The sequence below is a fragment of the Pseudoduganella sp. R-43 genome (assembly GCF_049913255.1).
Classification (GTDB): Bacteria; Pseudomonadota; Gammaproteobacteria; order Burkholderiales; family Burkholderiaceae_D; genus Rugamonas.
The window spans coordinates 776,069-800,344 of sequence record NZ_CP183988.1; the positions used below are offsets into that span (position 1 = coordinate 776,069).

The following is a 24,276-nucleotide window of genomic DNA, read 5'->3' on the forward strand; positions in this document are numbered from 1 at the left end:
TGTCTCCAGTAGTTGTATTCGTTTTATATTTTTCTTGAACCTGCTTAGCCTTCCATCTGCTCCAGCTCTTTGCCGCGCGTTTCATGCACATAGCGCAGGACGAAGAACAGGGAGATCACGGCGGCGACGGTGTAGATACCGTATGCGCCAGCCAGGCCGATGCCGCCGAGCAGGATCGGGAAGGTCACCGTGATGATGAAATTCGATGTCCATTGCGCGGCGCCTGCGACTGCCAGGCCGGAGCCGCGAATCTGGTTGGGGAACATCTCGCCCAGCATGACCCACATGACCGGACCCCACGACAGGTTGAAGAAGATCACGTAGACATTCGCGGCGATCAGCGCGAGCACGCCCATGGAGCCGGACAGCGTCAGCTTGCCGCTTGCGTCGAGCGACGCGCTGGCGAATGCAAGGGTGACCAGCCCGAGCGTCACTGCCATGCCGATCGAGCCGATCCACAGCAAGGGCTTGCGGCCGATGCGGTCGATCAGGAACACGGTGACGATGCAGGCGCCAATGCTCAGTGCACCCGAAAGGACGTTAATCAGCAGCGCATCGCTCTCGGAGAAGCCAACGGCCTGCCACAGTACCGCGCCGTAGTAGAACACGACGTTGATACCGACCAGCTGCTGAAAGGTCGCCAGGCCGATGCCGACCCAGACGATAGGACGCAGCTTGCCGGTTGCCTTGTTGATCAGGTCGGACAGGCGTGGGCGATGGTGGTCTTCGGACAGCGAGACGTCGATCGCTGCGAACTTCTCCTTGGCTGCGGAGGCGCCATACAGGCGCTCCAGCACGGCCATGGCTTCGGATGTGCGCTTCTTCACGACCAGGAAGCGCGGGCTTTCAGGAATCGCCAGCAGGAGCAGCAGGAACAGCGCGGATGGAATGGCCATCATCCAGAACATCCAGCGCCACGCCTCCTGGCCGAGCCACAGTACGCCGGTCGAACCGCCGGCTGCTTTCGCCAGCATATAGTTGCTGAGGAAGGCACAGAACAAACCGCTGATGATGGCGATCTGCTGGACGGTTGCGAGACGGCCGCGATAGCGCGCCGAGGCGACTTCGGCGATGTAGGCCGGCGACATCACGCTAGCCGCGCCGACGGCGAAGCCGCCCAGTACGCGGGCGGCGATGAACACGGCCGATGTCGTCGCGCAGCCTGCGCCCAGCGCCGACAGCAGGAACATCACGGAGGAAATGATCAGCACTGCACGGCGCCCCCAGCGGTCGCCAAGGCGGCCGGCGAAGAAGGCGCCGATCGCGCAGCCAAGCAGCATCGACGCGACTTCGAAACCGATCCCGGCGGAGGTTGAGTGGAACGCCTGCTTCAGGCCGTCGACCGTGCCGTTGATGACGCCACTATCGAAGCCGAACAGGAAGCCGCCGATGGTGGCTACGCAGCTGATAAGGATGATGAGGCCAGTGTTCTCCTCTTCATGACTGGGTTCGGTATTTTCCAGGGCAATGCTGTTCATGGATGTCTCCTCTTTCTTTATCAGGCCCGGTTCGTGCCGGGTCAGTGATTGTGGCGCGGCGTGTCGTTCGCGACGCCTCGGTAAGCCAGTGCCAGCTCCATGCACGCGCCGTTGGCCATCTGGCCCACGGTGGCACGATAGATCTCCTGCCATGGCGTCTGGCTAGGCGGTACGGGCGGCACGCCGTCTTGCTTGCGGCGTTCAATTTCCTGGTCGTCCACCAGCATATTGCAGCTGCCGGTGTTCAGGTCGATGCGCACCATGTCGCCGGTGCGAATCCAGGCCAGGCCGCCGCCCACCGCGCTTTCCGGCGAGGCGTTCAGGATCGACGGGCTGTCGGAAGTGCCGGACTGGCGGCCGTCGCCAAGGGTCGGCAGGTTGTTGATGCCTTTCTTGATCAGCGCATCAGGCGGTTGCATGTTCACCACTTCCGCCGAACCGGGCCAGCCCACCGGGCCGGCGCCGCGGATCACCAGGATGGTGTTCTCGTCGATGCCCAATGAAGGATCGTTGATGCGGGCGTGGTAGTCGCCGGAGCCGTCAAATACAACGGCGCGGCATTCAAAGATGTTTTCCTGGCCGGGACGGCGCAGGTAGCGGTTGCGGAAGTCTTCAGAGATCACGCTGCTCTTCATGATCGCAAAGTCGAACAGGTTGCCGCGCAAGACCATGAAGCCGGCCTGCTCTTTCAGCGGCTTGTCGAATGGCGTGATCATTTCGCGGTCGGCGCTCTCGCGGCCTTCCAGGTTCTGCGCCATGCTGCGGCCGGTGACGGTCGGGCGGTCGGCGCGCAGCTTGCCCGCCTTGTGCAGCTCCCACATGATGGCCGGGACGCCGCCGGCGCGATGGAAACGCTCGCCGAGGAATTTTCCGGAAGGCTGCATGTTCAGCAGCAGCGGGATGTCGTGGCCGTAGGTCATCCAGTCGTCTTCGTGCAGTTCGACGCCGGCGTGGCGCGCCATGGCCATGATGTGCTGCTGGGCGTTGGTGGAACCGCCGATGGCGGCATTGACCACGATGGCGTCCAGGAAGGCTTCGCGCGACAGGATCGACGACGGCCGGATGTCCTGCTGCGCCAGTTCGACGATGCGGCGCCCGGTTTCATAGGCCATCTGGCCGCGCTCGCGGTAGGGCGCCGGGATGGCGGAACAGCCGGTGAGCGACATGCCCAGTGCTTCGGCCATGGCGTTCATGGTGGAGGCGGTGCCCATGGTGTTGCAGTGGCCCGCTGACGGTGCCGAAGCGGCGGCGATCTCGAGGAACTTTTCGTTGTCGATCTGGCCTGCTGCCAACTGGCGGCGGCCTTTCCAGATCGCGGCGCCCGAGCCAACCAGTTCACCATCGAGCCAGCCATCGAGCATCGGCCCGCCGGACAGCACGATGGCGGGAATGTCGACGGTGGATGCGGCCATCAGCTGCGCCGGGGTGGTCTTGTCGCAGCCGGTGGTCAGCACCACGGCGTCGATCGGGTAGCCGTGCAGGATCTCGACCAGGCCCATATAGGCCAGGTTGCGGTCGATGGCGGCGGTGGGACGGCGGCAGTTCTCGAAGATAGGGTGCAGCGGGAATTCCATCGGTATGCCGCCCGCGTCGCGGATGCCGTCGCGCACGCGCTTGGCCAGGTCGAGGTGGATCCGGTTGCATGGGCTGATGTCGCTGCCCGATTGCGCGATGCCGATGATCGGGCGGCCGCTGCGCAGCTCTTCCGGCGTGATCCCGTAGTTCATGAAGCGCTCGAGATACAGCGCGGTCATGTCGATGTGGTCCGGATTGTCGAACCAGTCCTGCGAACGATAGCGGCGGGTGCTCATGCTGCTTTCCTGTCGAATTGATGTTGCGGCAGGCCGGGCACGTCCACGCGGAAGGTGAACACGCCGCCAGCCAGCGGGTGTGCGGCCAGGGCTTCTTCGCTCATGCCCTTGCGCGCGGTGGTGACGAAGACCGTGCGCAGGTCGGCGCCGCCGAAAGCGACCTTGGTGATGTTAGGGCAGGGCATCGGGATAGTTTGCGCCAGCTTGCCGTCCGGCGCATAGCGTTCGATGCGGCTGCCGCCGAACAGGGAGATCCAGAGGTGGCCCTCGGCGTCGACCGCGCTGCCGTCCGGGTGGCCGGGCACGCCATGCGCGTAGCGTACGAATTCGCGCTTGTTCGACAGCGTACCGTCAGCTGCGCTGTCGTAGGCATATACCACGCGCGCCAGGGTGTCGGTGTGGTAGAAGGTCTTGCCGTCCGGGCTGTGGCAGGGGCCATTGGTGATGATGATGTTGCCATCCATGGCTTGCAGGCCGCGTGCATCGAGGCAGTACAAGGAACCAGTGGGAGCGGATTCGCCGTTGTCCATGGTGCCGAACCACAGGCGCCCGTTGGCATCGACGTAGCCGTCGTTGCAGCGGTTACCCGGCTGGCCGGCTTCGATCTCCAGCACGGTCTCGAACTTGCCGGCCATGGTGAAGCGCGCCAGCTTGCCCTGCAGGCCGCAGATGAAATCGCCGCCAACCATCGGCAGGGCAAAGCCGATTTCCGCAGGCGCCTCCCAGCTCAGGCGATCGCCGCCGTCTTCATTGCAGCAATGCAGTCGGCGGCCTTTGATGTCGACAAAGTAGAAGACGCGCTCGGAGGCATGCCAGACCGGCCCTTCGGCCAGTGTGGCGCCGACTTCCCAGATGCATTGCGGCGAGCTCACGATCCGTACCATCCAGCGTCGACGAAGTAATCGCGGCCGGAGCAGCGCGCTGCGTTGCCGGAGGCGAGGAACAGGGTCAGCGCAGCCACGTCATCCGGTTCCACGCGCTCGTGCAGGCACTGGGCGGCCAGGATCGCGGCTTCGTCTTCCGGCGAATGCCACAGCGCCATCTGGCGCGGCGTCTTGATCGAGCCGGGAATGATGCAATTGACGCGGATGCCGTCGGCGCCGAGGTCGCGGGCCAAGCCGCGGGTCAGGCCTTCGATTGCCGCCTTGGCGGTCATGTACAGCGACAGCTTGCCCAGCGCCAGGTGCCAGGAGATCGAGCCGAAATTCAGGATCACGCCGCCGCCCGCAGCCTTCATGCCCGGCGCCACAGCCTGCGCGCAGAAGAACTGGTGGCGCAGGTTGACGGCCAGGCTGTCGTCCCAGTATTTGGCGGTGACGTCTTCCACCTGGTGGCGGTTGTCGTTGGCGGCGTTGTTGACCAGGACTTCAACCGGGCCGAGTTCGCGCTCGATCTGCTGGAACACGGCGCCGACCTCGTCGAGGTTGGTCAGGTCGCAATGGATGAAGCGCGGCGGATGTTGCGCACCTGCCAGGCTTTGCTCCAGCGCCTTCGAGGCCTCGTCCTGGATATCGAGGAAGACAACGTGCGCGCCCTGTTTGGTGAAGGCGTCCACGATGGCCGCGCCGATGCCGGTGCCGCCGCCCGTGATCACGACGCGCTTGGCGGCGAGGTCGGGGTAGGTGGCGTACACCACGGGTTTTCTTGCTGCTGCTGTCATGTATTTATTCTCCTGCCGCGATGCCGCGGCGTGCCAGGTTGCGGTAGAGGGCACGGACACCAAACGTCCACGGCGGCAGCTGGTCGCTGCGCTGCACGTGGTTGACCAGCGCGCCAAGCGATGCGCTGCTGATGGTGACCCGGTCGCCCAGGTGATGGGTAAAGCCGGCGCCCTTCTGGCCGCGGTCCTTGATCGGCGAGAACATCGTGCCGAGGAAGAGCATGAAGCCGTCCGGGTATTGGTGGTGGGCGCCCGCGGTTTGCGCGACCAGGTCGAGCGGGTCGCGGCTGATTTCGCACATGCGGCTAAGGCCGTCGAGCACGAAGTCGTCGTCGCTGCCTTCGATCGCCAGGCGGACTTCGGCGTTGCGCACGTCGCCCATGGTGAAACTGCTGTCGAACAGGCGGATGAAGGGGCCGATCGAGCAGGAAGCGTTATTGTCCTTGGCCTTGCCCAGCAGGAGTGCGCTGCGGCCTTCAATGTCGCGCAGGTTGACGTCGTTGCCCAGGGCCGCGCCGACAGCTTCGAAGCGGCTGTTCACTGCCAGCACGATCTCCGGCTCCGGATTGTTCCACTGCGAGGCAGGGTGCAGGCCGACATCGGCGCCGAAGCCGACTGCCGACATGGGCTGGGATTTCGAGAAGACTTCGGCGAAGGGGCCGATGCCCACTTCCATGTATTGCGACCATGCGCCGCGCGCCTGGAATTCGCGCTTGAGCTGCTCTGCCTCCGGCGAGCCGGGTTTGATGCTGGACAAATCGCCGCCGATGGTGGACAGCAGTTCCGCGCGCAGCGCATTGGCGCGAGCGGGATTGCCGCCGGCCTGCTCTTCGATCACGCGTTCCAGCAGGCTGACGGCAAAGGTCACGCCGCAAGCCTTGATGGCCTGCACGTCGCACGGCGCCAGCAGGCGCACGCCTTTGACGTCACCAGCCAGTGCAGCGCCGATCAGTTCCTCGGCGCTGCCCAACTGTTCGCCGTCCACATCGCGTGCGAACTGCAGCACGTCCGGACGGTCCAGCAGGTCCGCTACCGTGGCCACATGCGCGGTGATATCGAATACCACGCCATTTCGTACCACGACGACGCAGGGGCCATCCACCGGCGCCGGGCGCCACACGCGCCCCACCAGCAGGGCATCTTCCAGGTCGTGCGGCAGGCACGCCGATGCATTAATCGTTTGCATAAAGTCTCCTTTGAATTCTTAACGGCCCAGGCTTGGCAGCTTGGGCGAGTACTGCCAGCCTGGCACCAGGTATTGCATGGCCATCGCGTCGTCGCGCGCGCCGGTGCCGACCTTCTTGAACAGTTCGTGCGCAGCTTCGATGCGCTCCATATCCGGCGCGATGCCCAGGCCCGGCGCCTCTGGTACCGCTACCTCGCCAGCTACAATTTGCGGCGGATTAACGGTCAGGCGTTCCTGCCCTTCCTGCCAGATCCAGTGGGTGTCGATGGCGGTGATACGGCCTGGCGCCGCAGCCGCCGCATGCGTGAACATGGCCAGCGAAATATCGAAGTGGTTGTTGGAGTGTGAGCCCCAGGTCAGGCCCCATTCGGCGCAGAGCTGGGCCAGCCGCACCGAACCTTGCATGGTCCAGAAATGCGGATCGGCCAGAGGAATGTCGACAGCCCCCAGCAGGTGCGAGTGCGCCATCTGGCGCCAGTCGGTGGCGACCATATTGGTGGCGGTTGGAATGCCGGTGGCGCGGCGGAATTCGGCCATGACCTCGCGGCCGGAATAGCCGTCCTCGGGGCCGCATGGATCTTCGGCATACGCCAGCAGGTGACCCTGGCCGCGGCACAGGGCGATCGCTTCTCCGAGCGACCAGGCGCCGTTAGGGTCGAGGGTTACACGGGAATCGGGGAAGCGCGCCTTGATGGCGGCGATGGCTTCCATCTCCTCGGCGCCGCGCATGACGCCGCCCTTCAGCTTGAAGTCGCGGAAGCCATAGCGATCTGCCGCTGCCGCGGCCTGGTCGGCGATGGCGGCCGGCGTCAGTGCTTCGCGGTGGCGGGCAGCGTACCAGCCGGTGCTGCCGCTGCCGGACAGGTAAGGCAGGTCGGTGCGCTGGCGGTCGCCAATGTAGAACAGGTAGGCCAGCATCGGCACGCTGTCGCGCTGCTGGCCGGCGCCGAGCAGTTCGCACACCGGCACGCCCAGGTGCTGGCCCAGCAGGTCGAGCAGGGCCGCTTCGATGGCGGTGACCACATTCTCCAGGCGCAGGTTGATTTCGTGCGGCTGCTTGAGCACTGCGGCTTCGGCGGCGGAGGTGACCTGGTGCTGCATGCCGCTGCCTTTGCCGGAGATCGCGGCGCGCACGGCGTTCAGGGTGCGGTTGAAGCGGCCGGTTTCGGTGCCGACCACCAGCGGAATGGCTTTTTCCAGCGCTTTGGTAATGCCGGCGCCGCCAGGTACTTCGCCAACGCCGGTGCGGCCCGCGCTATCCTTGAGAATGACGACGGTGCGAATGAAATAAGGCGCGTGCGCGCCGCACAGGTTGAGCAGCATGCTGTCGTGGCCGGCGACCGGAATCACCCGCATTTCGACGATGGCAGGCGTGCTGCCGCTGCCCTGAATTGTTGCGTGTACCATTTGATTACCCTAAAATGAATAGCGCTACCATTTCTCAAGTGTGAGGTATTTATGCGGGCAAGTCAACAGAAGTTGTGTGCATGGATTGCGGGGCTGGCCCTGCTGGCTGGCGCTGCCGGCGCCGGGGCGGCAACGCCGCAATGGCGCTGGGTTGCGTCGTGGGGTACGGCGCAGATGGTGCCTGAAGGACCCAATGAATTACCCGCCGCGCAATGGCGCGATGGCAGCCTGCGCCAGGTGGTGCGTGCCTCGCTCGGAGGGAAAGTGTTGCGGGTGCGCGTCAGTAATGCCTTCGGTACCGCTCCGCTGGCGCTGGAAGCTGCCAGCATTGCCCGTGCGGTGACGGCCGGCTCCCCCGATGTTGACGCTGCGACAATCCGCCCCCTGACCTTCGGCGGCCAGGCTGCGGTCGTGATCCCCGCCGGCGCCGAGTATTACAGCGATCCAGTTGAACTGCCGCACGCAGCCGGGACCGACCTGGCAGTGTCCTATTACTTCAAGGGCGAACCTGCGCGCCAGACCGGCCATCCCGGTTCGCGCACTACCAGCTTTACGCTGGCGGGTCGCCATGAGGCGGAAGCGAAATGGCCGGAGGCGGGCAAGGTGGTGCGCTGGTACGCTCTGGCAGATATCGAGGTGCAGGCGCCGCGCGGCACTGCTGCGGTGGTGGCGATCGGCGATTCGATCACGGACGGCTATGGCACCACGACCGATGGCAATGACCGCTGGACCGACTTCCTGGTGGCGCGGCTGGCGCGGGAAAAGATGACCATCGGCGTGGTCAATGCCGGCATCGGCGGTGGACGCCTGCTGCGCGATGGCCTGGGTCCCAACCTGGCATCGCGCTTCGAGCGCGACGTCTTGGGGCGCAGCGGCGTCACGCACGCGCTGGTGCAGATTGGCGTGAATGACCTGGGCGGCCAGCACCGCGCCGGCGAAGATACGCCTGCCGCACGCGCGGCCCTGCTGGAAGCTTTGAAGGTGGCGCATCGCCAACTGGTGGAGCGCGCCCATGCCCAGGGCATTTGCGTGATCGGTGCGACGGTGACGCCGTATACCGGCAGCGATTACTATCGCCCTGCGCCGCATAATGAGGAAGACCGCCAGGCCTTGAACAAATGGATACGCACGTCGGGTGTGTTCGATTCGGTGGCCGACTTCGATGCGGCATTGCGCGATCCTGCGCAGCCGGAGCGCCTGCTGAAAGCGCTCGATGTTGGCGACGGCCTGCATCCTTCGATTGCCGGCTATCGCGCAATGGCGGAAGCGTTGCCGCTGAACGCCTTGCGCTCTTGCGGGGCTGCGAAATGAGGCGGTTGTGCGAACTGTTGCTCGCCGTTGCATTGCTCGTCGCCGGCGTTGCCGGATCGGCCCATGCGCTCGGACAGAAACCTTTCATTGCGACTGAGCGTGCGGCTGCGGCTCCGGGCTCTGTCGTGCTCGTGGAAGCTGGCCGCGCGTCCACGCTATACGTCGATGCCGGCGACCATGCCGGCGTGCTGCGTGCGGCAGCCTCGCTGCAGGAGGACATCGGACAAGTCAGCGGCGTTCGGCCAGCGCTTGAGAACTCTACGCCGCGCGGCAAGGACGTGATCATCATCGGCACGCTGGGCAAGAGCCATCTGGTGGACGGTCTGGTGAAAGCCGGCAAGCTCGATGCAAAGGCTATCGCGGGTAAATGGGAGGGCTGGCTGGTGCAGTCGGTGGCGGAGCCGATGCCTGGCGTCGAGCGCGCCCTGGTAATCGCCGGCAGCGACAAGCGCGGCACCATTTTCGGCATCTACGAGCTGTCGGAACAGATCGGCGTATCGCCTTGGTATTGGTGGGCCGACGTGCCCGTAAAACGCGCAAACGCGCTTTACGCAGCGCTGCCGGCGCCTGTCAGCGATGCACCAGCCGTGCAATACCGCGGCATCTTCCTGAACGACGAAGCGCCGGCGCTGACCGGTTGGGCCAAGCAGCATTACGGCGGCTACAACCACCAGTTCTACGAAAAAGTATTTGAGCTGATCCTTCGTTTGCGCGGCAACTACCTGTGGCCTGCAATGTGGGACGCTGCGTTTTATGACGACGATCCGCTGAACGGCAAGCTGGCCGATGAATATGGCGTTGTGATCGGCACTTCGCACCACGAACCGATGGCGCGCGCCCACAAGGAGTGGACGCGCTACGGCAAGGGGCCGTGGGATTATTCGCGCAACGAGGCAGTGCTGAAGGACTTCTGGTGGAAAGGCGCTGTGCGTGCGAAAGACTACGAGAAGATCGTCACCCTTGGCATGCGCGGCGACGGTGATGAGCCGATGTCGGAAGAATCCAACGTCGCGCTGCTGCAGCGCATTGTCGGCGACCAGCGCAAGATGCTGTCGAAGCTTCCTGCCGCGCCGCAGGTATGGGCGCTGTACAAGGAGGTGCAGGACTATTACGAGAAGGGCATGCGCGTGCCAGATGACGTAATCCTGCTGTGGTGCGACGACAACTGGGCCAATATCCGCCGCCTGCCGACAGCGGAAGAGCGCAAGCGCCCAGGCGGTGCGGGCGTGTACTACCACTTCGATTACGTCGGCGGCCCGCGCTCGTACAAGTGGCTGAACGTGACGCCGATCCCGAAGATCTGGGAGCAGATGCACCTGGCGTGGGAATACGACGCCCGCAAGCTGTGGATCGTGAATGTCGGCGACCTCAAGCCGATGGAGGTGCCGATCGAGTTCTTCCTGAGCTATGCGTGGAAGCCGGATGCATGGCCGGCATCGCGCCTGCAGGAGTACTTGCAGCAGTGGGCGGCGCGCGAATTCGGCCCGGAGCATGCCGTGGAGATCGCGGACATCGTCGCGAAGTACACCAAGTACAACGGTCGACGCAAGCCAGAGCAACTGGAACCGGAGACCTACAGCCTGGTGAACTACAACGAGTCGGAGCGCGTGGTGGGGGAATATCGCGCGCTGGCCGAGAAGGCAGAGCGCATCAATGGCCAGCTGCCGGAGGCGAAGCGCGATGCTTTCTTCGAACTGGTGCTGTATCCGGTGAAAGCCGGCGCCGTGGTCAATGAGCTGTACGCAACGGCTGGGATGAACCGCTTGTATGCCCGCCAGGGCAGGGCCGCTGCCAATGTACTGGCCGAGCGTGCACGCGAGCTGTTCCGCCAGGATGCTGCGCTGTCGGAGCAATACCATGCGCTGCGCGGTGGGAAATGGAACCACATGATGTCGCAGACCAGGCTTGGCTACACCTACTGGAACCAGCCGCCGCTGAACGTAATGCCGGCCGTGAGCGAAGTGCAGTTGCCGGCTGCCGGCGCGCTCGGCGTAGCCGTTGAAGGGCACGCGGCCGTGTGGCCTGGCCCGGGAGCAGAAGCGCTCGCCTTGCCGGCGCTGGACGCATACGAAAAGCGGGCGCGCCATGTTGAAGTCTTCAATCGGGGATCGCTGCCGCTGTCTTTCACCATTATTGCTGACCAGCCCTGGCTCGTCCTGTCGCGCACCGAAGGCAGTGTGGCAGTGCAGGAGCGGATCAGCGTCGACGTCCGATGGGCCGACGTGCCGCGTGATGCGCGCGAAGCGACGCTGACCATCAGCGGCGACGACGGCTCGCGGGCCATGGTCCGTGTTCCGATCCGGCAGCGCGAGGTAGCGGTCGAAACGGCCGTAGCCGGGCAGGGCGGCCGGTTCGTGGAGACTGGCGGTGTGGTATCGATCGAGGCGGCCCACTTTACGCGGCAGGTGACGCCGGCGGGACGCTCCTGGCTTCTGGTTCCGGATCATGGCCGCACCTTGTCGGCCATGACCGCATTGCCGGTCCACGCGACAGGCGGCCTGGCTGGGCCGCAAGCGATGCGCCTTGAGTATGACGTCGCGCTTGCCAAGCCGGGCAGGTTCACCCTGCATACCACGCTGGCGCCGACCCAGAAGTTCCAGCCCGGTGGAGGTTTGAAGTTCGCGGTGTCGATCGACAACGAAGCGCCGCAAATCGTCAACATGCACGCCGATGCATCGCTGGCTGTGTGGGAGCGCTCGGTGAGCGATGGTGCGGTGACCTTCCGCACCACCCATGCCGTGCGCAGCGCGGGAGCCCACACCATCAAATTCTGGGCGATCTCGCCTGGCGTAGTGCTGCAGAAACTGGTGCTGGATGCCGGCGGGCTGAAGCCAAGCTATCTCGGCCCGCAGGAAAGTCCCCGGCTCTAAGCGGCGGAGCGCTGCGGCATCGCTCGCAGCGCCCCTGCAATCGCCTCGCGCAATGGCTTGGCGCGAAGCTGCGCGTCGTAAGGACACGGCCGCATTGGCAAGTTGTCGGTGCGCGGCGCCTCGTGCCAGGTTTGCAGCCAGCTGATATCGTCCGACATCCCCCATAGTAGGAAATCGCGGCACTGTGGATAGCTGAACGTCGCGTCAAGGAAGTCGCGCGCCAGTGCCGCCACGCCCGCGTCGCGCGCTGCGATATCGCCCGGCAGCTTGCGGTCGTTGACGTCGAACTCCGTGACCAGCAGATCCAGTCCCATGCCCGTTACTTCGTCGAGGAAGCGCCGCCATTCAACCAGGTCGTGCGAGGCATTGCGGGAATCGTCCCAGGAGCCGATGTGGCCCTGGATGCCGAGCGCTTGCACCGGCGTGCCGCGCTTCTTCAGCGCCTGCAGCATTTTCAGCACGCCGGCGCGATGCTTTGTGCTGCCTTCATCCCAGCGCATGTAGTCGTTGTACACAAGCTGCGCCGACGGCAGCTGCTCGCGTGCGAGGCGGAAGCACAAATCCACCTGCTCGATGGCGCCAAGCCGTTCCGTGAACACATTGCTGCGCATGCTGCCGGTATCGGGATCGACCGCCTCGTTCACGACGTCCCAGCTATAGATGCCGTCGCCGAAGTGACGGGTAACGGCGTCAATGTGGGCTTGCAGCAGGCGTTCGGCTTCGCGCGCGGGTGCAGCGCCGAAATCGTGCTGGTTGACCCAGTCCGGCAGCCATTTGGACGGTTGCCACACCAGCGTATGGCCGCGCAAGTTCATGCCTTTGGCGCGAGCCCATTCGAACATCGCATCGGCGCGGGCAAAGTCGAATTGGCCGGGCCTGGGCTGCACGGCCTGCCATTTCGTTTCGTTCTCGGCAACGATAGTGTCGCATTCACGCGCCATCAGTTCGAGATAAGCGGGCTTGCGATGACCGTATCCGAGGGCGTTCCCAAACCGCATGCCTTTCGCTGCGGCGATTGATTTCAAAGGGGTTTCTGCCCCGATGGCGAGTGCGGGAAGGGAAGCCGCCGTCGTCGCGGCGGCAAGCCATTGCATCACCTGGCGTCGATTTTTATTCATGAAAGTCTCCTGTTGGTTTGAATTTTGAGATAAGCTACCATGAAATGGTTGCGCAAACATAAGAAAAAAGACTGGGAGATGAAGGATGGTTATTTGGCAGCGCGTCGTGCTGGCGCTGGCCCTGCTGCTGCCGCTTACGGCAGCGCAGGCGGAGCAGGAAGACGGATATGAGCTTTGGCTGCGCTATCGGACGCTTGCCGGCGTAGCGTTGCCAAAGCAGATTGCGTTGGCAACGCCTGGATCGCCGACGGTGCAGGCGGCCGTGCAGGAATTGCAGCGTGGCTTGCGCGCCATGGCTGGCAAGGAGCCATCACTTGCCGTGCTTTCGGCGGGCGCCCAGCCGGCCAGCGGCGCTATCGTGCTGGCAACCCGCACGCAACTTGCAGCAAGCGGTGGCCAGGCTGCCGTGGCCGGCGCGCTGGAAGGACTGGGCGACGAAGGATATCTGCTGCGCTCGATGTGCGAGCCGAATGGGCGCAGGTACACGCTGATCGCAGCCAACAAGGATATCGGCCTGCTGTACGGTGCCTTCGCCTGGCTGCAGGCCGCGCAACTAGGCAAACGACTCGATGCGCTGGATGAACGCAACGCGCCGAAGCTGGCGCGGCGCGTCTTGAACCACTGGGACAACCTGGATCGCACCGTGGAGCGCGGATACTCAGGTGAATCGATCTGGAACTGGTGGGAGCTGCCGGATATCCGCGACCAGCGTTACATCGACTATGCGCGCGCCAATGCTTCTCTGGGCATCAATGGCACGGTGCTGAACAACGTCAACTCCAAGCCGGAGATCCTGACTGCACCCTGGATCGCGAAAGCTGCCGCCCTTGCTGACGTTCTGCGTCCCTACGGCCTTCGCGTCTATCTCTCGGTGCGCTGGTCGACGCCCCTGGAGCTGAAGCAAACCCGCACCGCCGACCCGCTCGATCCGCAAGTCGCGCAGTGGTGGCGTGACAAAGCCGACGAGATCTACCGCGTCATTCCCGACTTCGGCGGCTTCCTCGTCAAGGCCAACTCGGAAGGCCAGCCCGGCCCGCAGGATTACCACCGCACGCACGCTGAAGGCGCCAATATGCTGGCCGCCGCACTGGCCCCGCACAAGGGCATCGTCATGTGGCGCGCCTTTGTTTACGCCTCGGAACAGCCTGACGACCGCGCCAAACAGGCCTACAGCGATTTCGCACCGCTGGACGGCAAGTTCGCGCCGAACGTGGTGGTGCAAGTGAAGAATGGCCCGCTGGATTTCCAGCCGCGCGAACCGGTGCATCCCCTGTTCGGCGCGATGCCGAAAACGCCGCTGATGATGGAGTTCCAGGTCACCAAGGAGTACCTCGGTTTCGCCACCAACCTGGCCTACCTCGGCACGCTGTACGAAGAAACACTGCGCGATGCGGCGCCTGCGGTCGCCGGCATGGCAGGCGTCGCCAATATCGGCAGCAGCCGCACCTGGAGCGGTTCGCACTTCGACCAGGCCAACTGGTACGCCTTTGGCCGCCTTGCCTGGAACCCGCAGGCCAGGGCGCGCGATATTGCGCTGGAATGGGCCGGCCGTACTTTCTCTGCGAAGGCCGCGCCGGACATCGCCGGCCTGATGATGATGTCGCGTGAAGCCGTGGTGGACTACATGACGCCCCTCGGCCTGACACACCTGATGGGTACCGGACACCACTACGGCCCCGCGCCGTGGGTGTCGGACCTGGCGCGCCCCGAATGGAACCCGGCCTATTACCACCGTGCCCACAGCAAGGGCATCGGCTTCGACCGCACGGCGACCGGCAGCAACGCCCTGGCCCAGTATGCGCCGGCGCTGGCGCAGCGCTGGTCGGACCCGCGCAACACGCCGCCTGAATACCTGTTGTGGTTCCACCACCTGCCGTGGGATTACGCGATGCCGTCCGGCCGCACGCTGTGGGCCGAGTTGTTGGCGCATTACGACAGCGGCGTCGCCGCTGTGGCGGAAATGCAGCAGCGCTGGCAGCGCCTCAAGCCGTTGATCGACGCCCGTCGCCACCAGGAAGTGGCACAGCGGCTGGCCGTGCAACGCCAGGAGGCGCAATGGTGGCGCGACGCCAGCATCGCCTACTTCCAGTCCGTATCGAAGCTGCCGCTGCCCGCTGGCGTGCAGGCGCCGCCGCATAGCCTGGAGTACTACAAATCGCTGCACTTCCCGTTCGCGCCGGGACATGGCTGATACAGAACGATACTTTTTTTTGTTTGTGTTGGTAGCGGTAACAATTTATGTTACCAAATGGTAGTAATAACTATAATTTGGAGAAGACAGATGCAAGTAATATGCAGAGAGACCCTGCTGGGACTCACCGTCATGGCCGGCATGATTGCCCAGGCCTATGCGCAGGAAACAGTCACCCCCGCCAGCAACGTGGTGCAGGTGACCGGTTACCGCGGCAGCCTGGAAACTTCGGCGCGCGACAAGCGTGATGCGATCGGCTTCCAGGATTCCGTGTTTGCGGAAGACCTGGGCAAATTCCCGGATACGAACATCGCCGAATCGCTGAACCGCATCCCAGGCATCCAGGTCAGCCGCGAGATCAGCGGCGAAGGCCTGAATATCCAGATTCGCGGCCTCGGCACCAGCTTCACCAAGGTCTTGCTGAACGGCGCCCCGGTGGCGGTGGCATCGACCGGCCGCACCGACAACCAGAACACCAACCGCGAGGTTGACCTCGACATGCTGCCGACGGACCTGTTCCGCAAGCTGACCGTCAACAAGAGCCCGACCGCCGGCCTGCTGGAAGGCGGCGCAGCCGGCGTGGTCGACATGCGCAGCGCCCGACCATTCGACAACAAGGGCCGCTACATTGCAGCCAACGTGACTGCTACCGAAAACTCGGTCGCCAAGAAAGTCGGCAACCGCGGTTCCGTCCTGGCCAGCAACACCTGGGGCAATACCTTCGGTATCCTGGGCGGCATCGCCTGGGGTACCAACAAGGTCCGCACCGAGGGTTTTGAAACCATCGGCTGGACCAATGCCAACCTGAGCGCCGCGCAAAGCAGCTCGCCTACACGCAACAACACCGGCGGCGGCAACTGGACCATCCCATCGACCGTGCCGGCCGGCGCGGGCAACGGACTCACCACCGGCGCCACCATCGACCAGGTCTTCCTGCTGGCGAATAATCCGGGCCTGAACATCACCCAGATCGACAACGCCATCATCCCGCGCCTGGGACGCCAGATGGTCGAAAGCGGCAAGAAGGACAAGGTCTCCATCGTCGGCAGCCTGGAATACCGCCCGACCGAAAACCTGCAGTTCTACCTCGACACCCTGGGCGGGAAGAAGAAGAACACCCTGCAGCGTATCGACATGAACTGGGTCGGCCGCAACGGCGCCATGATCCCGCTGAACATGAAGGTCGACCGCGACGATTGCACCAATGGCTGCGTGGTCACCAGCGGCACCTTCGCCAATGCCCAGCACTTCCTCGAATTCCGTCCTTATACCGAAGACGTGACCTTGTGGGGCGCCAACCCGGGCATGGAATGGAAGATCAACGACAAGTGGAAGATGGATGCGCAAGCCAACATCACCCGCTCCACCTTCCTGCGCGATTCGCCGACCGTGATGCCGATCACCGCGCTGGGCACCGGTAATACCGTCGCCTTCGACAATACTTCGGGCGACGTCCCCACCATCAGCTCGAACATTGACCTGAACAACCCGGCCAACTTCCAGTGGAGCGGCGGCCGCGTGAACCTGCAGCAGGAAAAGCGCAACACCGAAACCAAGGGCGCGCGCGCCAATGTGACCTGGGGCGAAAAGTCCTTCAACGTCAAGGCCGGCTTCGCACTGGACGACATTTCGCGCCGCATTACCGCCAAGGACAATTCCGGCGCGTGGCAGGCAGCTGTTTGCGGCAACAATCCGAGCGTGTTCCTGCTTGGCCCGAACGGCGCACCGTCGTGCAACGGCGCCAGCACCCCGGGCGCCAGCGCGGCTGCGCTGTATCCAGGTTTCGGCACCGGCTACACTGCCGGCCGCACTGACACCCTGGTGTACAACGGCTCCCTGATTCCGGCGACCGCGCTGCAAAGCTACCTGCAGCCTGGCCCCGGCTTCGTCACGCTGGACTGGAACAAGTTCCGCCAGGACTCGCACTACGACCAGTTCGTGGCGACCGCGCCGGAAACCGGTTCCTCCAACACCAGCGCCTCCGCCGGCTACATCAAGGAAAAGACCAAGGGCTTCTACACCGAGGTCAATGGCGAAGCGGACCTGGCAGGCATGCAGCTGCGCTACAACGCCGGCGTGCGCCGCGTGAAGACCGACCAGACCGTGGGCGCCTTCAATTCGATTCCCGATCCGCGCAACGCAACGCTCACGCTGAACGGCAGCAAGTATCCCAACATCGACAGCTTCTACTACCTCGACACCAGCTACAGCAACACGCTGCCATCGGCCAGCGCCGCCCTCAGCCTGCGCAAGGACCTGCTGCTGCGCGCCTCCGCATCGCGCTCGATGACCCGTGCCGATCCGAACGCGCTGCGTCCGGGCATCAACGTCTCCAATCCGTCGGCCGATATCGGCAGCGTCGGCAACGCCTCGCTCAGCCCCTACCTGTCGGATAACATCGACGTCGGCCTGGAGTGGTACACCGGCCGCGAAGGCTATGTCAGCCTGACCCTGTTCCAGAAGAAGATCAACGGCTTCACCGTCAGCGAAAACGTCACTACCCCGTTCCGCGACCTGGCAGCCTACGGCGTGACCTGGGACGCGCTGACCCCGGTGCAGCAGGCAGCCATCAATGCGCGCGGCGGTCCCGACGCGGCCACCGTGGTCCTGACCCGCCAGAAGAACGCTTCAGGCGAGCTGAAGATCCAGGGCGTGGAACTGGGCTGGGTGCAACCGCTGGACAAGCTGCTGCCGGTGCGCGGCTTCGGCTTCTCCGAGACCATGACCTACACCAGGCAGAAAGCCAGCGGCGAAGGCACCAACGGCTTCGTGGCGCTGGGCGTGCCGCGCCTGACCAACAGCTTCACCGCCTACTACGAGCAGTCCGGCTACAGCATCCGCTTCTCGCACAACTGGACGGAAGGCAGCCAGGTATCGGGCGCCAACCAGAACGGCATCACCAATGCCGCGCTGTTCGTGAACGACTACAAGCAGCTGGACATGTCCTCCAGCGTGGACCTGGCCAAGGTCTTCGACCGCGACAACTGGCCAACGCTGACCTTCGACATCACCAACCTCAGTGATTCGGCGCAGCGTACCTACTTCCAGTACGAGAGCGCAGCCTTTACCAGGTACAAGCCAGGGCGGACTTTCAGCCTGGGGCTGCGTGCAAAGTTCTGATCGCCTGTGGTAGAGTCCCTTTGTTGTCCAACCACAAAGGGTCTTTTAAGCAGATGTCGAGCAAGAAGGTAAAGCCGAAGCCAGGATCCACGGCGCCGCGCAGCGGGGCGCCGACCATGTCCGACGTGGCCAAGCTGGCCGGCGTCTCGCCGATGACGGTGTCGCGCGTGATGAACGGCGACCCGAACGTACGCAGCACCACGCGCAAGAAGGTGGACGAAGCAGTAGCGGCACTGAATTACGTACCCAACCAGGCGGCGCGCCGCCTGGCCGGGGTACGGCCTGTACGCATCGGCTTCCTCTATTCGAACCCCTCGGCTGGCTACCTGACCGAATTCCTGGTCGGCTTGCTGAACCAGGCGTCGCTGAATAACGTGCAACTGGTGGTGGAGAAGTGCGAAGGGGAGCAGTGGAAAGACAAGACCCAGCGCCTGCTGGATAACGGCGTCGACGGCATCATCCTGCCGCCGCCGCTGTGCGATGTGCCAGGCTTGATCGACCTGGTGGCAAAGGCCCATGTGCCGGCAGTAACGGTTGCCTGCGGCCAGCCCGACAAGCGCGTCAGCGCCGTCAGCATCGACGACTACCAGGCCGCCTACACCATGACCAACCACCTGATTGCGCTGGGCCACCAGCGCATCGGCTTCGTCATCGGCCATCCGAACCAGACCGCCAGCGCACGCCGCCTGGCAGGCTTCAAGGCTGCCATGTCCGACAAGGGACTGGCGATGCCGAAAGAATTGACGGTGCAAGGGATGTTCACCTACCGTTCCGGCCTCGACGCGGCCGAGCAGCTGCTGGCACTTGAGCATCGCCCGACGGCAGTTTTCGCCAGCAACGACGACATGGCCGCCGCCACGGTGGCGATTGCCCACCGCATGGGACTGGACGTGCCGGGCGACCTGACGGTAGCCGGCTTCGACGACACCGCGCTCGCCACCACCATCTGGCCCGAGCTGACCACCGTGCGCCAGCCGATTGCCGACATGGCGGAAACCGCCGTCAAATTCCTGGTGCACCAGATCCGCGCCCAGCGCGAAGGCGACCCGCAGCAGCCGGAACACCTGGTCATGGATTCGACCCTGGTGCGCCGCCAGTCCGATGCCGCGCCGCGCATGCGCCCGCCGGCCAGGAGCGTCGCCAAAGCCTGATGAAAAATGGGGTACGTCCCCATTATTTGGTCATGCTAATATTTGGCTCATGATCGCTTCGGCCCTGTTTACCCCGGCCCAGCAAAAGCTGCTGGGCTTATTGTTCGTGCGCGTGAATGAGGGATTCCACCTCAATGAAATCATGCGCCTGACAGGGCTGGGCAGCGCTTCCGCACAGCGCGAGCTCAAGCGCCTGCACGAATCGGGGCTGATCGTTTCCGAACGCATTGGCAATGTGCGCCGGTTTCGCCCCAACAAGGAAAATCTGGTCTATCCGGAGCTGGCCAGCCTGGTCAAGAAGACTTTCGGCCTGGTCAGCGTGCTGAACTCGGCGCTGGCGCCAATGCGCAAGCAGCTCAGCGTGGCGTTCGTCTACGGCACCACCGTCAAGGAAGCGGAAGACTCCACCGCGCCGGTCGAGCTGCTGCTGATCGGCGAAAACACCACGTATGGCGAGCTGTTGAGCCGCTTGCCGGTGGCCGAGCGCCTGCTGCGCCGCAAGATCAACCCCAACCTGTATTCCGTCGACGACTTCCAGCGCCGCTTGCGCGAGGAACAGCCATTCATCCTCAAGATGCTGGGAGACCGCAAGGTCTTCGTGCTGGGCGACGATACCGACCTCGATAACATCATCAAGGAAGTCCACCCGGAGGAAGAGCATGGAGACGCGTTACCGGACATTTAAGGAGTTCTACCCTTTCTACCTGAAGGAGCACTCCAACAGCACCTGCCGCCGCCTGCATTTCGCCGGCTCCACCATTGTCCTGCTGCTGGTGGCGATGGCCATCGTCAGCGGCGAGCTGGCGCTGCTATGGCTGCTGCCCGTGGTGGGCTACGGTTTCGCCTGGGTCGGCCACTTCTTCTTTGAACACAACCGGCCGGCCACGTTCAGGTATCCGTTGTTCAGCCTAATGGGCGACTGGGTAATGTTCCGCGATATGCTTACGGGCCGGGTTGCATGGTGAGGGCGCCGTGCGCGGCAGGCTGATGGCCACGCGGGTATAGCGCCCCGCCTCCGATTCGCAGCCAATCTCGCCGCCGAAGGCCGACACCACGCGCTTGCAGAAGGCCAGGCCCATGCCGGTGCCGCCGCCATTGCGGTGTGTGGTATAGAACGGCTCAAAGACGTGCGGCAGCACGTCGGGCGCAATGCCATGGCCGTTGTCGCTTACCACCAGCCAGTTATGGTTGCCGCGGGAATAGCACTCGACATCCACTGCACCGCTGCCACCGGCCTTCACCGCCTGCAGCGCGTTCTTCAGCAAGTTATACAGCACGAACATCAGCAGTACGTCCGAACCGTGAAAGCTGTACTCGTTGCGGATGGTGACGCGCACCTGCGCGCGTTCGCTTCCGGAGAAAGGATAGCAAGCCATCGCTTCATCCACGCAGACGCTGATGGAATGCACGGCGAAGCTCTCGCTGCGCATGATGCCATCGCGCGCAGAGGCCAGCAACATGTCCACGATGAAGTTCGAGCGCGACACTTCGGCGTCGATGCTGCGCGCAATCTCGCCCAGGTGTTCCAGCTGGCGCGTGCCGAGTGCGCCCTGGTGTTCCGGCCGGTAGCCAGCGATCAGCTCGGGCAGGTTGCGCGCCAGGATGCGGGTCTGGCTGCGAATGCTGGCCAGCGGGGTGCGCATTTCATGGGCGATGGTGGCGGCAGCGGCCATCGGGTCGGCCAGCAGGTTATGGCGCACCATGGCTTGGGCGATCAGGCCCAGGGAGGCCATGATGAACAGCACGCCCGGCGGATACATTTCGACCCCGTAGTTGCATAGGTAATCGCTGGCCGCGCCGAAGTAGATGAGAATGCTGACCAGCACATAGCGCAGGCGCGTGCGCTCGGTTGATACCGCGCGCTGCTGGCGGTGGTACAGCAGCCACAAGGCGCGCCCGATCACAATCACGGTCTGCGCCAGGTGCAGCGGGTGCAGCCAGCCGGCCTTGGGATAGGCGCCGTAGAAATAATGCTGCAGCCCGGACAGCATCCAGTCCGTGGTTGGCAGCAGCAGGCCCAGGCCACCGGCAAACAGGTAGCTGAGGTAGAGGCCGGGACGCTCGTCCTTGCTGCCGGTCAGTTCGATGATGAAGTGGTACAACGTGGTCGGCAGGAACAGGATGGGCAGGTAGCCCAGGCGCGCCAACACCATGGCGGTGGTGTCGTTATGCGTCAGGAACAGCAGCGCCCAGCTCGCCTGCCAGAAGAAAGTGGTGGCGCATACGGAAAAAAAGGTCATGCCGACCCGGTTTGGGCCGCGCGAGCGCAATACGTACAGCCCATAGCAGATAAATAGGGCTGAGACCAATGCCGGAATTAGCGCATACATTGAGTTTCCTCAGCTTAAAAAGGGATTGTTAACAGCTTATTGTCAAGAAATTAGACAAGTATTGAGGAATATCAATAGTTCGGCGCGCCAATCGGAAAAAGTAAGGGCTGGCATTAAGCCGTTTTACTTTTATGGAGAAATAGTCCTATGTACGTCCACGTCCCAGCCCCCGACGCTCCTGCCGCAGCCGAAATGACCTTCCACCACAAGCTTTCGATTTTCCTCAAGGATTCCAATGCCTACGGCAATACCTACTTTGCGCGGTATTTCGAATGGCAAGGCATTTGCCGGGAGAAGTGGTTTTATGAATGTATTTCCCGCGACATGCTGCAGGCGGAGGGGGTATTTATTACCAAGCATGCCCAGAATGATTACCTGCAAGAGACCTTCCCATTCCAGGAAGTGTCGTGCGAGGTAAATACCTACGACGTCAGGAAATGCTCGTTCTGGCTTGAATTCCGCTTTTATGCCGATGGAAGCCCGGTATCGGTGGGCCGGCAGCAGATCGTGTTTGCCAACCACGCGAAACAGATTTCGCCGCTGCCCGAGCTGGTGCTCAAGCGCATCAAGCGCTACGCCCTCAAGAAATAACTGCCCAGCCCGTGTCCCACCATGGGGTCACACCCGAAACGGGACACGGGCACGGCCATTGCGCGCTTGAGGTCGTGTCTCACTTCGGGTGTGACCCCACGGTGGGACACGGGCCCATCTGTTAGCGCGATGCGGCGATCCAGGCGTCGACTTTGGACTCCAGCAGGGCCAGCGGCACGGTGCCGTCGCCCAGCACGATGGCGTGGAACTTGGCCAGCGTGAATTTGCTGCCCAGGGCCTTCTCGGCCTTGGCGCGCAGCTCCTGGATCTTCAGGGCGCCGGTCTTGTACGCCAGTGCCTGCGCCGGCCATACCATGTAGCGTTCGGTCTGGTTGCGCGCGACACTTTCGTCGCCCAGGGTTTCGGTCATGTATCGGATCGACTGCTCGCGGGTCCAGCCTTTGGCATGCATGCCGGTGTCGACCACCAGGCGCACTGCGCGCAGCATTTCGTCGTTCAGGTGGCCGAAGTATTGGGCAGGATCTTCGTACAGGCCCATTTCCTTGCCCAGGGTTTCCGCGTACAGCGCCCAGCCTTCGGTGAAGGCGGTATTGCCGCCGAATTTGCGGAACTTCGGCATGTCCAGTTCCTGCATCAGGGCGATGTGGAAGTGGTGGCCAGGTTTGCCTTCGTGCAGGAACAAGGTGTTCATGCCGGTGCTGCCGTATTTGGTCGGGTCGGTGACCACGGACCAGAACACGCCTGGACGCGAGCCATCCAGCGCTGGCGCGGTGTAGTGGTCGGATGCGGTATCGCGGCTCAGTTCAGGCTCCAGGCGCAGGTCCAGCTTGGCCTTGGGGATCAGGGTGAACATGGCGGGCAGCTTGGTGTCCAGCAGGTCGTTCAGCTTGTGGTACACGGCTTGCACTTCGTCTTCCGTTTTGAACGGGAAGAACTTCGGCTGCTGCGACACCCAGGTCGGCAGGCCGGCGGCCGGGCCGTTGTAGCCGAGTTTCGGGCCCAGCTTGGCGTATTCGGCCTGGATGCGCGCTACTTCGCGCAGGCCGGTCTGGTGGATTTCTTCGGCGCTCTTGCTGGTGGTGGTGGCATCGGCGATGCGTACCTTGTACCAGGCGTCGCCGTTCGGCAGGGCATTCCAGCCGGTGCTGGTGCGGCAGGCCGGGATATATTCTTGCTCCACGAAGGCGGACAGCTTGGCCAAGGCTGGATTCAGCTTGTCGGCCACGGTGGCGCGGAAAGCGGCGGCCAGGCGCTGCTTGTCGGCGTCGCTGAAGCTGGCCGGGAATTTGGTGACCGGCGTGAAGTAGATGTTCTTTTCAGGCGTTTCGCTGACCAGTTTTTGGAACTGCGGCAGCGCGGCAATCATGATGGCTTTCGGCTGGGTGATGCCCTTGGCCATGCCTTCCTTCATGTTGGCGATGGCCTGGTCGATCCAGGCTGGAAGCTGGTTCAGGCGGCTCAGGTAAGCTTCGTATTCCTTGACCGTGGTCAGTGGCTGCGATGCGTCGCCGCTCGAGAAGTTGGCCAGCGTGACCGGCATGCTGTCCATATGGCTGATCGGCAGCAGGTGTTCAGGGAAAGGCTCGTACGCCAGGTAAGTCTTCAGCTCGAAGGCCATCACGTCGTAGCTGATGCGGTCGCCGCGATTGAGCTGCGCGCGCGGGATGGCCTGCAGGCGCTTGGTGAAAGTGCGGTACAGGTCGAACTGCTTGCTGCGCGAGGCGGGCCAGATGGCGGTGCCCAGCTGGTCGTCGAAGCGGTTGTCGCCATTCTGCGTCGCGCCTACCGGATCGAACTTGGCGATGGCATCGTAATACTCGTCGGCCAATGCCCAGAACTGCTTCTTTGCCGCCTCATTGCTCTTGGCCGGAGCTTTTTCCAGCGCCGCAGGTTTGGCCGCGGCAGCATTGGCGTGGACCGGGGCATACGCCAGCAAAACGGCGGCCGCCAACGCGCCGAGGGTAATACGATGTTTCATTTTTCTTGATCCGGGTAAATGAAGGAGCGATAAGCATAGCCGAGCAAGCCCGCTGCTACAATGTTGCAAGATCGCTAAACTGGAACGAGGGAGCCGCATGTCGTATCCGCACA

Annotated in this window: 17 protein-coding genes; 8 read left to right on the top strand and 9 right to left on the bottom strand. The window is 63.6% G+C overall.

What is annotated here, in order from left to right; genetic code table 11:
• Window positions 1–44: 44 nt before the first annotated feature.
• The 6 genes from ACN9M3_RS03635 to ACN9M3_RS03660 are packed head-to-tail and all read right to left on the bottom strand — an operon-like array spanning window position 45 to window position 7,542.
• Window positions 45–1,631, bottom strand: a complete 1,587-nt coding sequence (locus ACN9M3_RS03635; RefSeq protein WP_426320601.1) for a sugar porter family MFS transporter — start codon at window positions 1,629–1,631, stop codon at window positions 45–47.
• Window positions 1,520–3,289 (bottom strand): IlvD/Edd family dehydratase, encoded by a 1,770-nt coding sequence (locus ACN9M3_RS03640; protein ID WP_426320603.1) that lies wholly within the window; start codon window positions 3,287–3,289, stop codon window positions 1,520–1,522. Before ACN9M3_RS03640 ends, ACN9M3_RS03635 begins: the two co-directional genes overlap by 112 nt.
• Complete coding sequence (locus ACN9M3_RS03645) at window positions 3,286–4,173, bottom strand: SMP-30/gluconolactonase/LRE family protein (RefSeq protein WP_426320605.1); 888 nt, start codon at window positions 4,171–4,173, stop codon at window positions 3,286–3,288. The genes ACN9M3_RS03640 and ACN9M3_RS03645 overlap by 4 nt, the downstream gene beginning before the upstream one ends.
• Window positions 4,158–4,925, bottom strand: coding sequence for an SDR family NAD(P)-dependent oxidoreductase (locus ACN9M3_RS03650; RefSeq protein WP_426323677.1), 768 nt, complete (start codon window positions 4,923–4,925; stop codon window positions 4,158–4,160). Before ACN9M3_RS03650 ends, ACN9M3_RS03645 begins: the two co-directional genes overlap by 16 nt.
• 28 nt (window positions 4,926–4,953) lie before the next feature.
• The gene (locus tag ACN9M3_RS03655) at window positions 4,954–6,135 is read right to left on the bottom strand and encodes a fumarylacetoacetate hydrolase family protein (protein ID WP_426320606.1); all 1,182 of its coding nucleotides are present in this window, start codon (window positions 6,133–6,135) and stop codon (window positions 4,954–4,956) included.
• An 18-nt stretch (window positions 6,136–6,153) separates the two neighbouring features.
• Complete coding sequence (locus ACN9M3_RS03660; RefSeq protein WP_426167643.1) at window positions 6,154–7,542, bottom strand: enolase C-terminal domain-like protein; 1,389 nt, start codon at window positions 7,540–7,542, stop codon at window positions 6,154–6,156.
• A gap of 51 nt (window positions 7,543–7,593) precedes the next feature.
• On the opposite strand from ACN9M3_RS03660, the gene ACN9M3_RS03665 reads away from it, so the two are divergent.
• Together ACN9M3_RS03665 and ACN9M3_RS03670 are read left to right on the top strand one after the other, a co-directional pair.
• Window positions 7,594–8,853, top strand: coding sequence for an SGNH/GDSL hydrolase family protein (locus ACN9M3_RS03665; RefSeq protein WP_426320608.1), 1,260 nt, complete (start codon window positions 7,594–7,596; stop codon window positions 8,851–8,853).
• A complete protein-coding gene (locus ACN9M3_RS03670) occupies window positions 8,850–11,723 on the top strand; it encodes a glycosyl hydrolase 115 family protein (protein ID WP_426320610.1) in 2,874 nt (957 codons plus the stop codon). The genes ACN9M3_RS03665 and ACN9M3_RS03670 overlap by 4 nt, the downstream gene beginning before the upstream one ends.
• Here the strand turns inward: ACN9M3_RS03670 and ACN9M3_RS03675 are convergent.
• Window positions 11,720–12,841, bottom strand: a complete 1,122-nt coding sequence (locus ACN9M3_RS03675; protein WP_426320612.1) for an endo-1,4-beta-xylanase — start codon at window positions 12,839–12,841, stop codon at window positions 11,720–11,722. The two genes, ACN9M3_RS03670 and ACN9M3_RS03675, sit on opposite strands and share 4 nt — an antisense overlap.
• 85 nt (window positions 12,842–12,926) lie before the next feature.
• Between ACN9M3_RS03675 and ACN9M3_RS03680 the strand changes: the two genes are divergently transcribed.
• From ACN9M3_RS03680 to ACN9M3_RS03700, 5 genes are all read left to right on the top strand, one after another.
• Window positions 12,927–15,032 carry an alpha-glucuronidase family glycosyl hydrolase gene (locus ACN9M3_RS03680; protein WP_426320614.1) on the top strand — a complete coding sequence of 702 codons (2,106 nt, stop codon included), beginning with the start codon at window positions 12,927–12,929 and terminating at the stop codon, window positions 15,030–15,032.
• Window positions 15,033–15,122: 90 nt separating this feature from the next.
• The gene (locus tag ACN9M3_RS03685) at window positions 15,123–18,152 is read left to right on the top strand and encodes a TonB-dependent receptor (protein ID WP_426320616.1); all 3,030 of its coding nucleotides are present in this window, start codon (window positions 15,123–15,125) and stop codon (window positions 18,150–18,152) included.
• A 53-nt stretch (window positions 18,153–18,205) separates the two neighbouring features.
• On the top strand, window positions 18,206–19,303 hold the full coding sequence (locus ACN9M3_RS03690; protein WP_426320618.1) for a LacI family DNA-binding transcriptional regulator: 1,098 nt from the start codon (window positions 18,206–18,208) through the stop codon (window positions 19,301–19,303).
• Between the two features lie 49 nt (window positions 19,304–19,352).
• Window positions 19,353–19,988, top strand: coding sequence for an ArsR family transcriptional regulator (locus tag ACN9M3_RS03695; protein WP_426320620.1), 636 nt, complete (start codon window positions 19,353–19,355; stop codon window positions 19,986–19,988).
• Window positions 19,963–20,268: an Mpo1-like protein gene (locus ACN9M3_RS03700; protein ID WP_426167659.1), complete on the top strand. Its 306-nt coding sequence runs from the start codon at window positions 19,963–19,965 to the stop codon at window positions 20,266–20,268. Before ACN9M3_RS03695 ends, ACN9M3_RS03700 begins: the two co-directional genes overlap by 26 nt.
• Here the strand turns inward: ACN9M3_RS03700 and ACN9M3_RS03705 are convergent.
• Window positions 20,212–21,633, bottom strand: coding sequence for an ATP-binding protein (locus ACN9M3_RS03705; protein WP_426167661.1), 1,422 nt, complete (start codon window positions 21,631–21,633; stop codon window positions 20,212–20,214). The two genes, ACN9M3_RS03700 and ACN9M3_RS03705, sit on opposite strands and share 57 nt — an antisense overlap.
• 147 nt (window positions 21,634–21,780) lie before the next feature.
• Between ACN9M3_RS03705 and ACN9M3_RS03710 the strand changes: the two genes are divergently transcribed.
• Window positions 21,781–22,224 (top strand): acyl-CoA thioesterase, encoded by a 444-nt coding sequence (locus ACN9M3_RS03710; RefSeq protein ID WP_426167663.1) that lies wholly within the window; start codon window positions 21,781–21,783, stop codon window positions 22,222–22,224.
• A gap of 121 nt (window positions 22,225–22,345) precedes the next feature.
• Here ACN9M3_RS03710 and ACN9M3_RS03715 read toward each other — a convergent pair whose 3' ends face one another.
• On the bottom strand, window positions 22,346–24,163 hold the full coding sequence (locus tag ACN9M3_RS03715) for a DUF885 domain-containing protein (RefSeq protein ID WP_426167665.1): 1,818 nt from the start codon (window positions 24,161–24,163) through the stop codon (window positions 22,346–22,348).
• Window positions 24,164–24,276 lie beyond the last annotated feature (113 nt).

Bases quoted from the DNA above. Each gene is read 5' to 3' on its own strand.
- ACN9M3_RS03635 (WP_426320601.1), bottom strand. From the start codon at position 1,631: ATGGCAGGAGATCTATCGTGCCACCGTGGGCCAGATGGCCAACGGCGC.
- ACN9M3_RS03640 (WP_426320603.1), bottom strand. From the start codon at position 3,289: ATGAGCACCCGCCGCTATCGTTCGCAGGACTGGTTCGACAATCCGGAC.
- ACN9M3_RS03645 (WP_426320605.1), bottom strand. From the start codon at position 4,173: ATGGTACGGATCGTGAGCTCGCCGCAATGCATCTGGGAAGTCGGCGCC.
- ACN9M3_RS03655 (WP_426320606.1), bottom strand. From the start codon at position 6,135: ATGCAAACGATTAATGCATCGGCGTGCCTGCCGCACGACCTGGAAGAT.
- ACN9M3_RS03660 (WP_426167643.1), bottom strand. From the start codon at position 7,542: ATGGTACACGCAACAATTCAGGGCAGCGGCAGCACGCCTGCCATCGTC.
- ACN9M3_RS03665 (WP_426320608.1), top strand. From the start codon at position 7,594: ATGCGGGCAAGTCAACAGAAGTTGTGTGCATGGATTGCGGGGCTGGCC.
- ACN9M3_RS03670 (WP_426320610.1), top strand. From the start codon at position 8,850: ATGAGGCGGTTGTGCGAACTGTTGCTCGCCGTTGCATTGCTCGTCGCC.
- ACN9M3_RS03675 (WP_426320612.1), bottom strand. From the start codon at position 12,841: ATGAATAAAAATCGACGCCAGGTGATGCAATGGCTTGCCGCCGCGACG.
- ACN9M3_RS03680 (WP_426320614.1), top strand. From the start codon at position 12,927: ATGGTTATTTGGCAGCGCGTCGTGCTGGCGCTGGCCCTGCTGCTGCCG.
- ACN9M3_RS03685 (WP_426320616.1), top strand. From the start codon at position 15,123: ATGCAAGTAATATGCAGAGAGACCCTGCTGGGACTCACCGTCATGGCC.
- ACN9M3_RS03690 (WP_426320618.1), top strand. From the start codon at position 18,206: ATGTCGAGCAAGAAGGTAAAGCCGAAGCCAGGATCCACGGCGCCGCGC.
- ACN9M3_RS03695 (WP_426320620.1), top strand. From the start codon at position 19,353: ATGATCGCTTCGGCCCTGTTTACCCCGGCCCAGCAAAAGCTGCTGGGC.
- ACN9M3_RS03700 (WP_426167659.1), top strand. From the start codon at position 19,963: ATGGAGACGCGTTACCGGACATTTAAGGAGTTCTACCCTTTCTACCTG.
- ACN9M3_RS03705 (WP_426167661.1), bottom strand. From the start codon at position 21,633: ATGTATGCGCTAATTCCGGCATTGGTCTCAGCCCTATTTATCTGCTAT.
- ACN9M3_RS03710 (WP_426167663.1), top strand. From the start codon at position 21,781: ATGTACGTCCACGTCCCAGCCCCCGACGCTCCTGCCGCAGCCGAAATG.
- ACN9M3_RS03715 (WP_426167665.1), bottom strand. From the start codon at position 24,163: ATGAAACATCGTATTACCCTCGGCGCGTTGGCGGCCGCCGTTTTGCTG.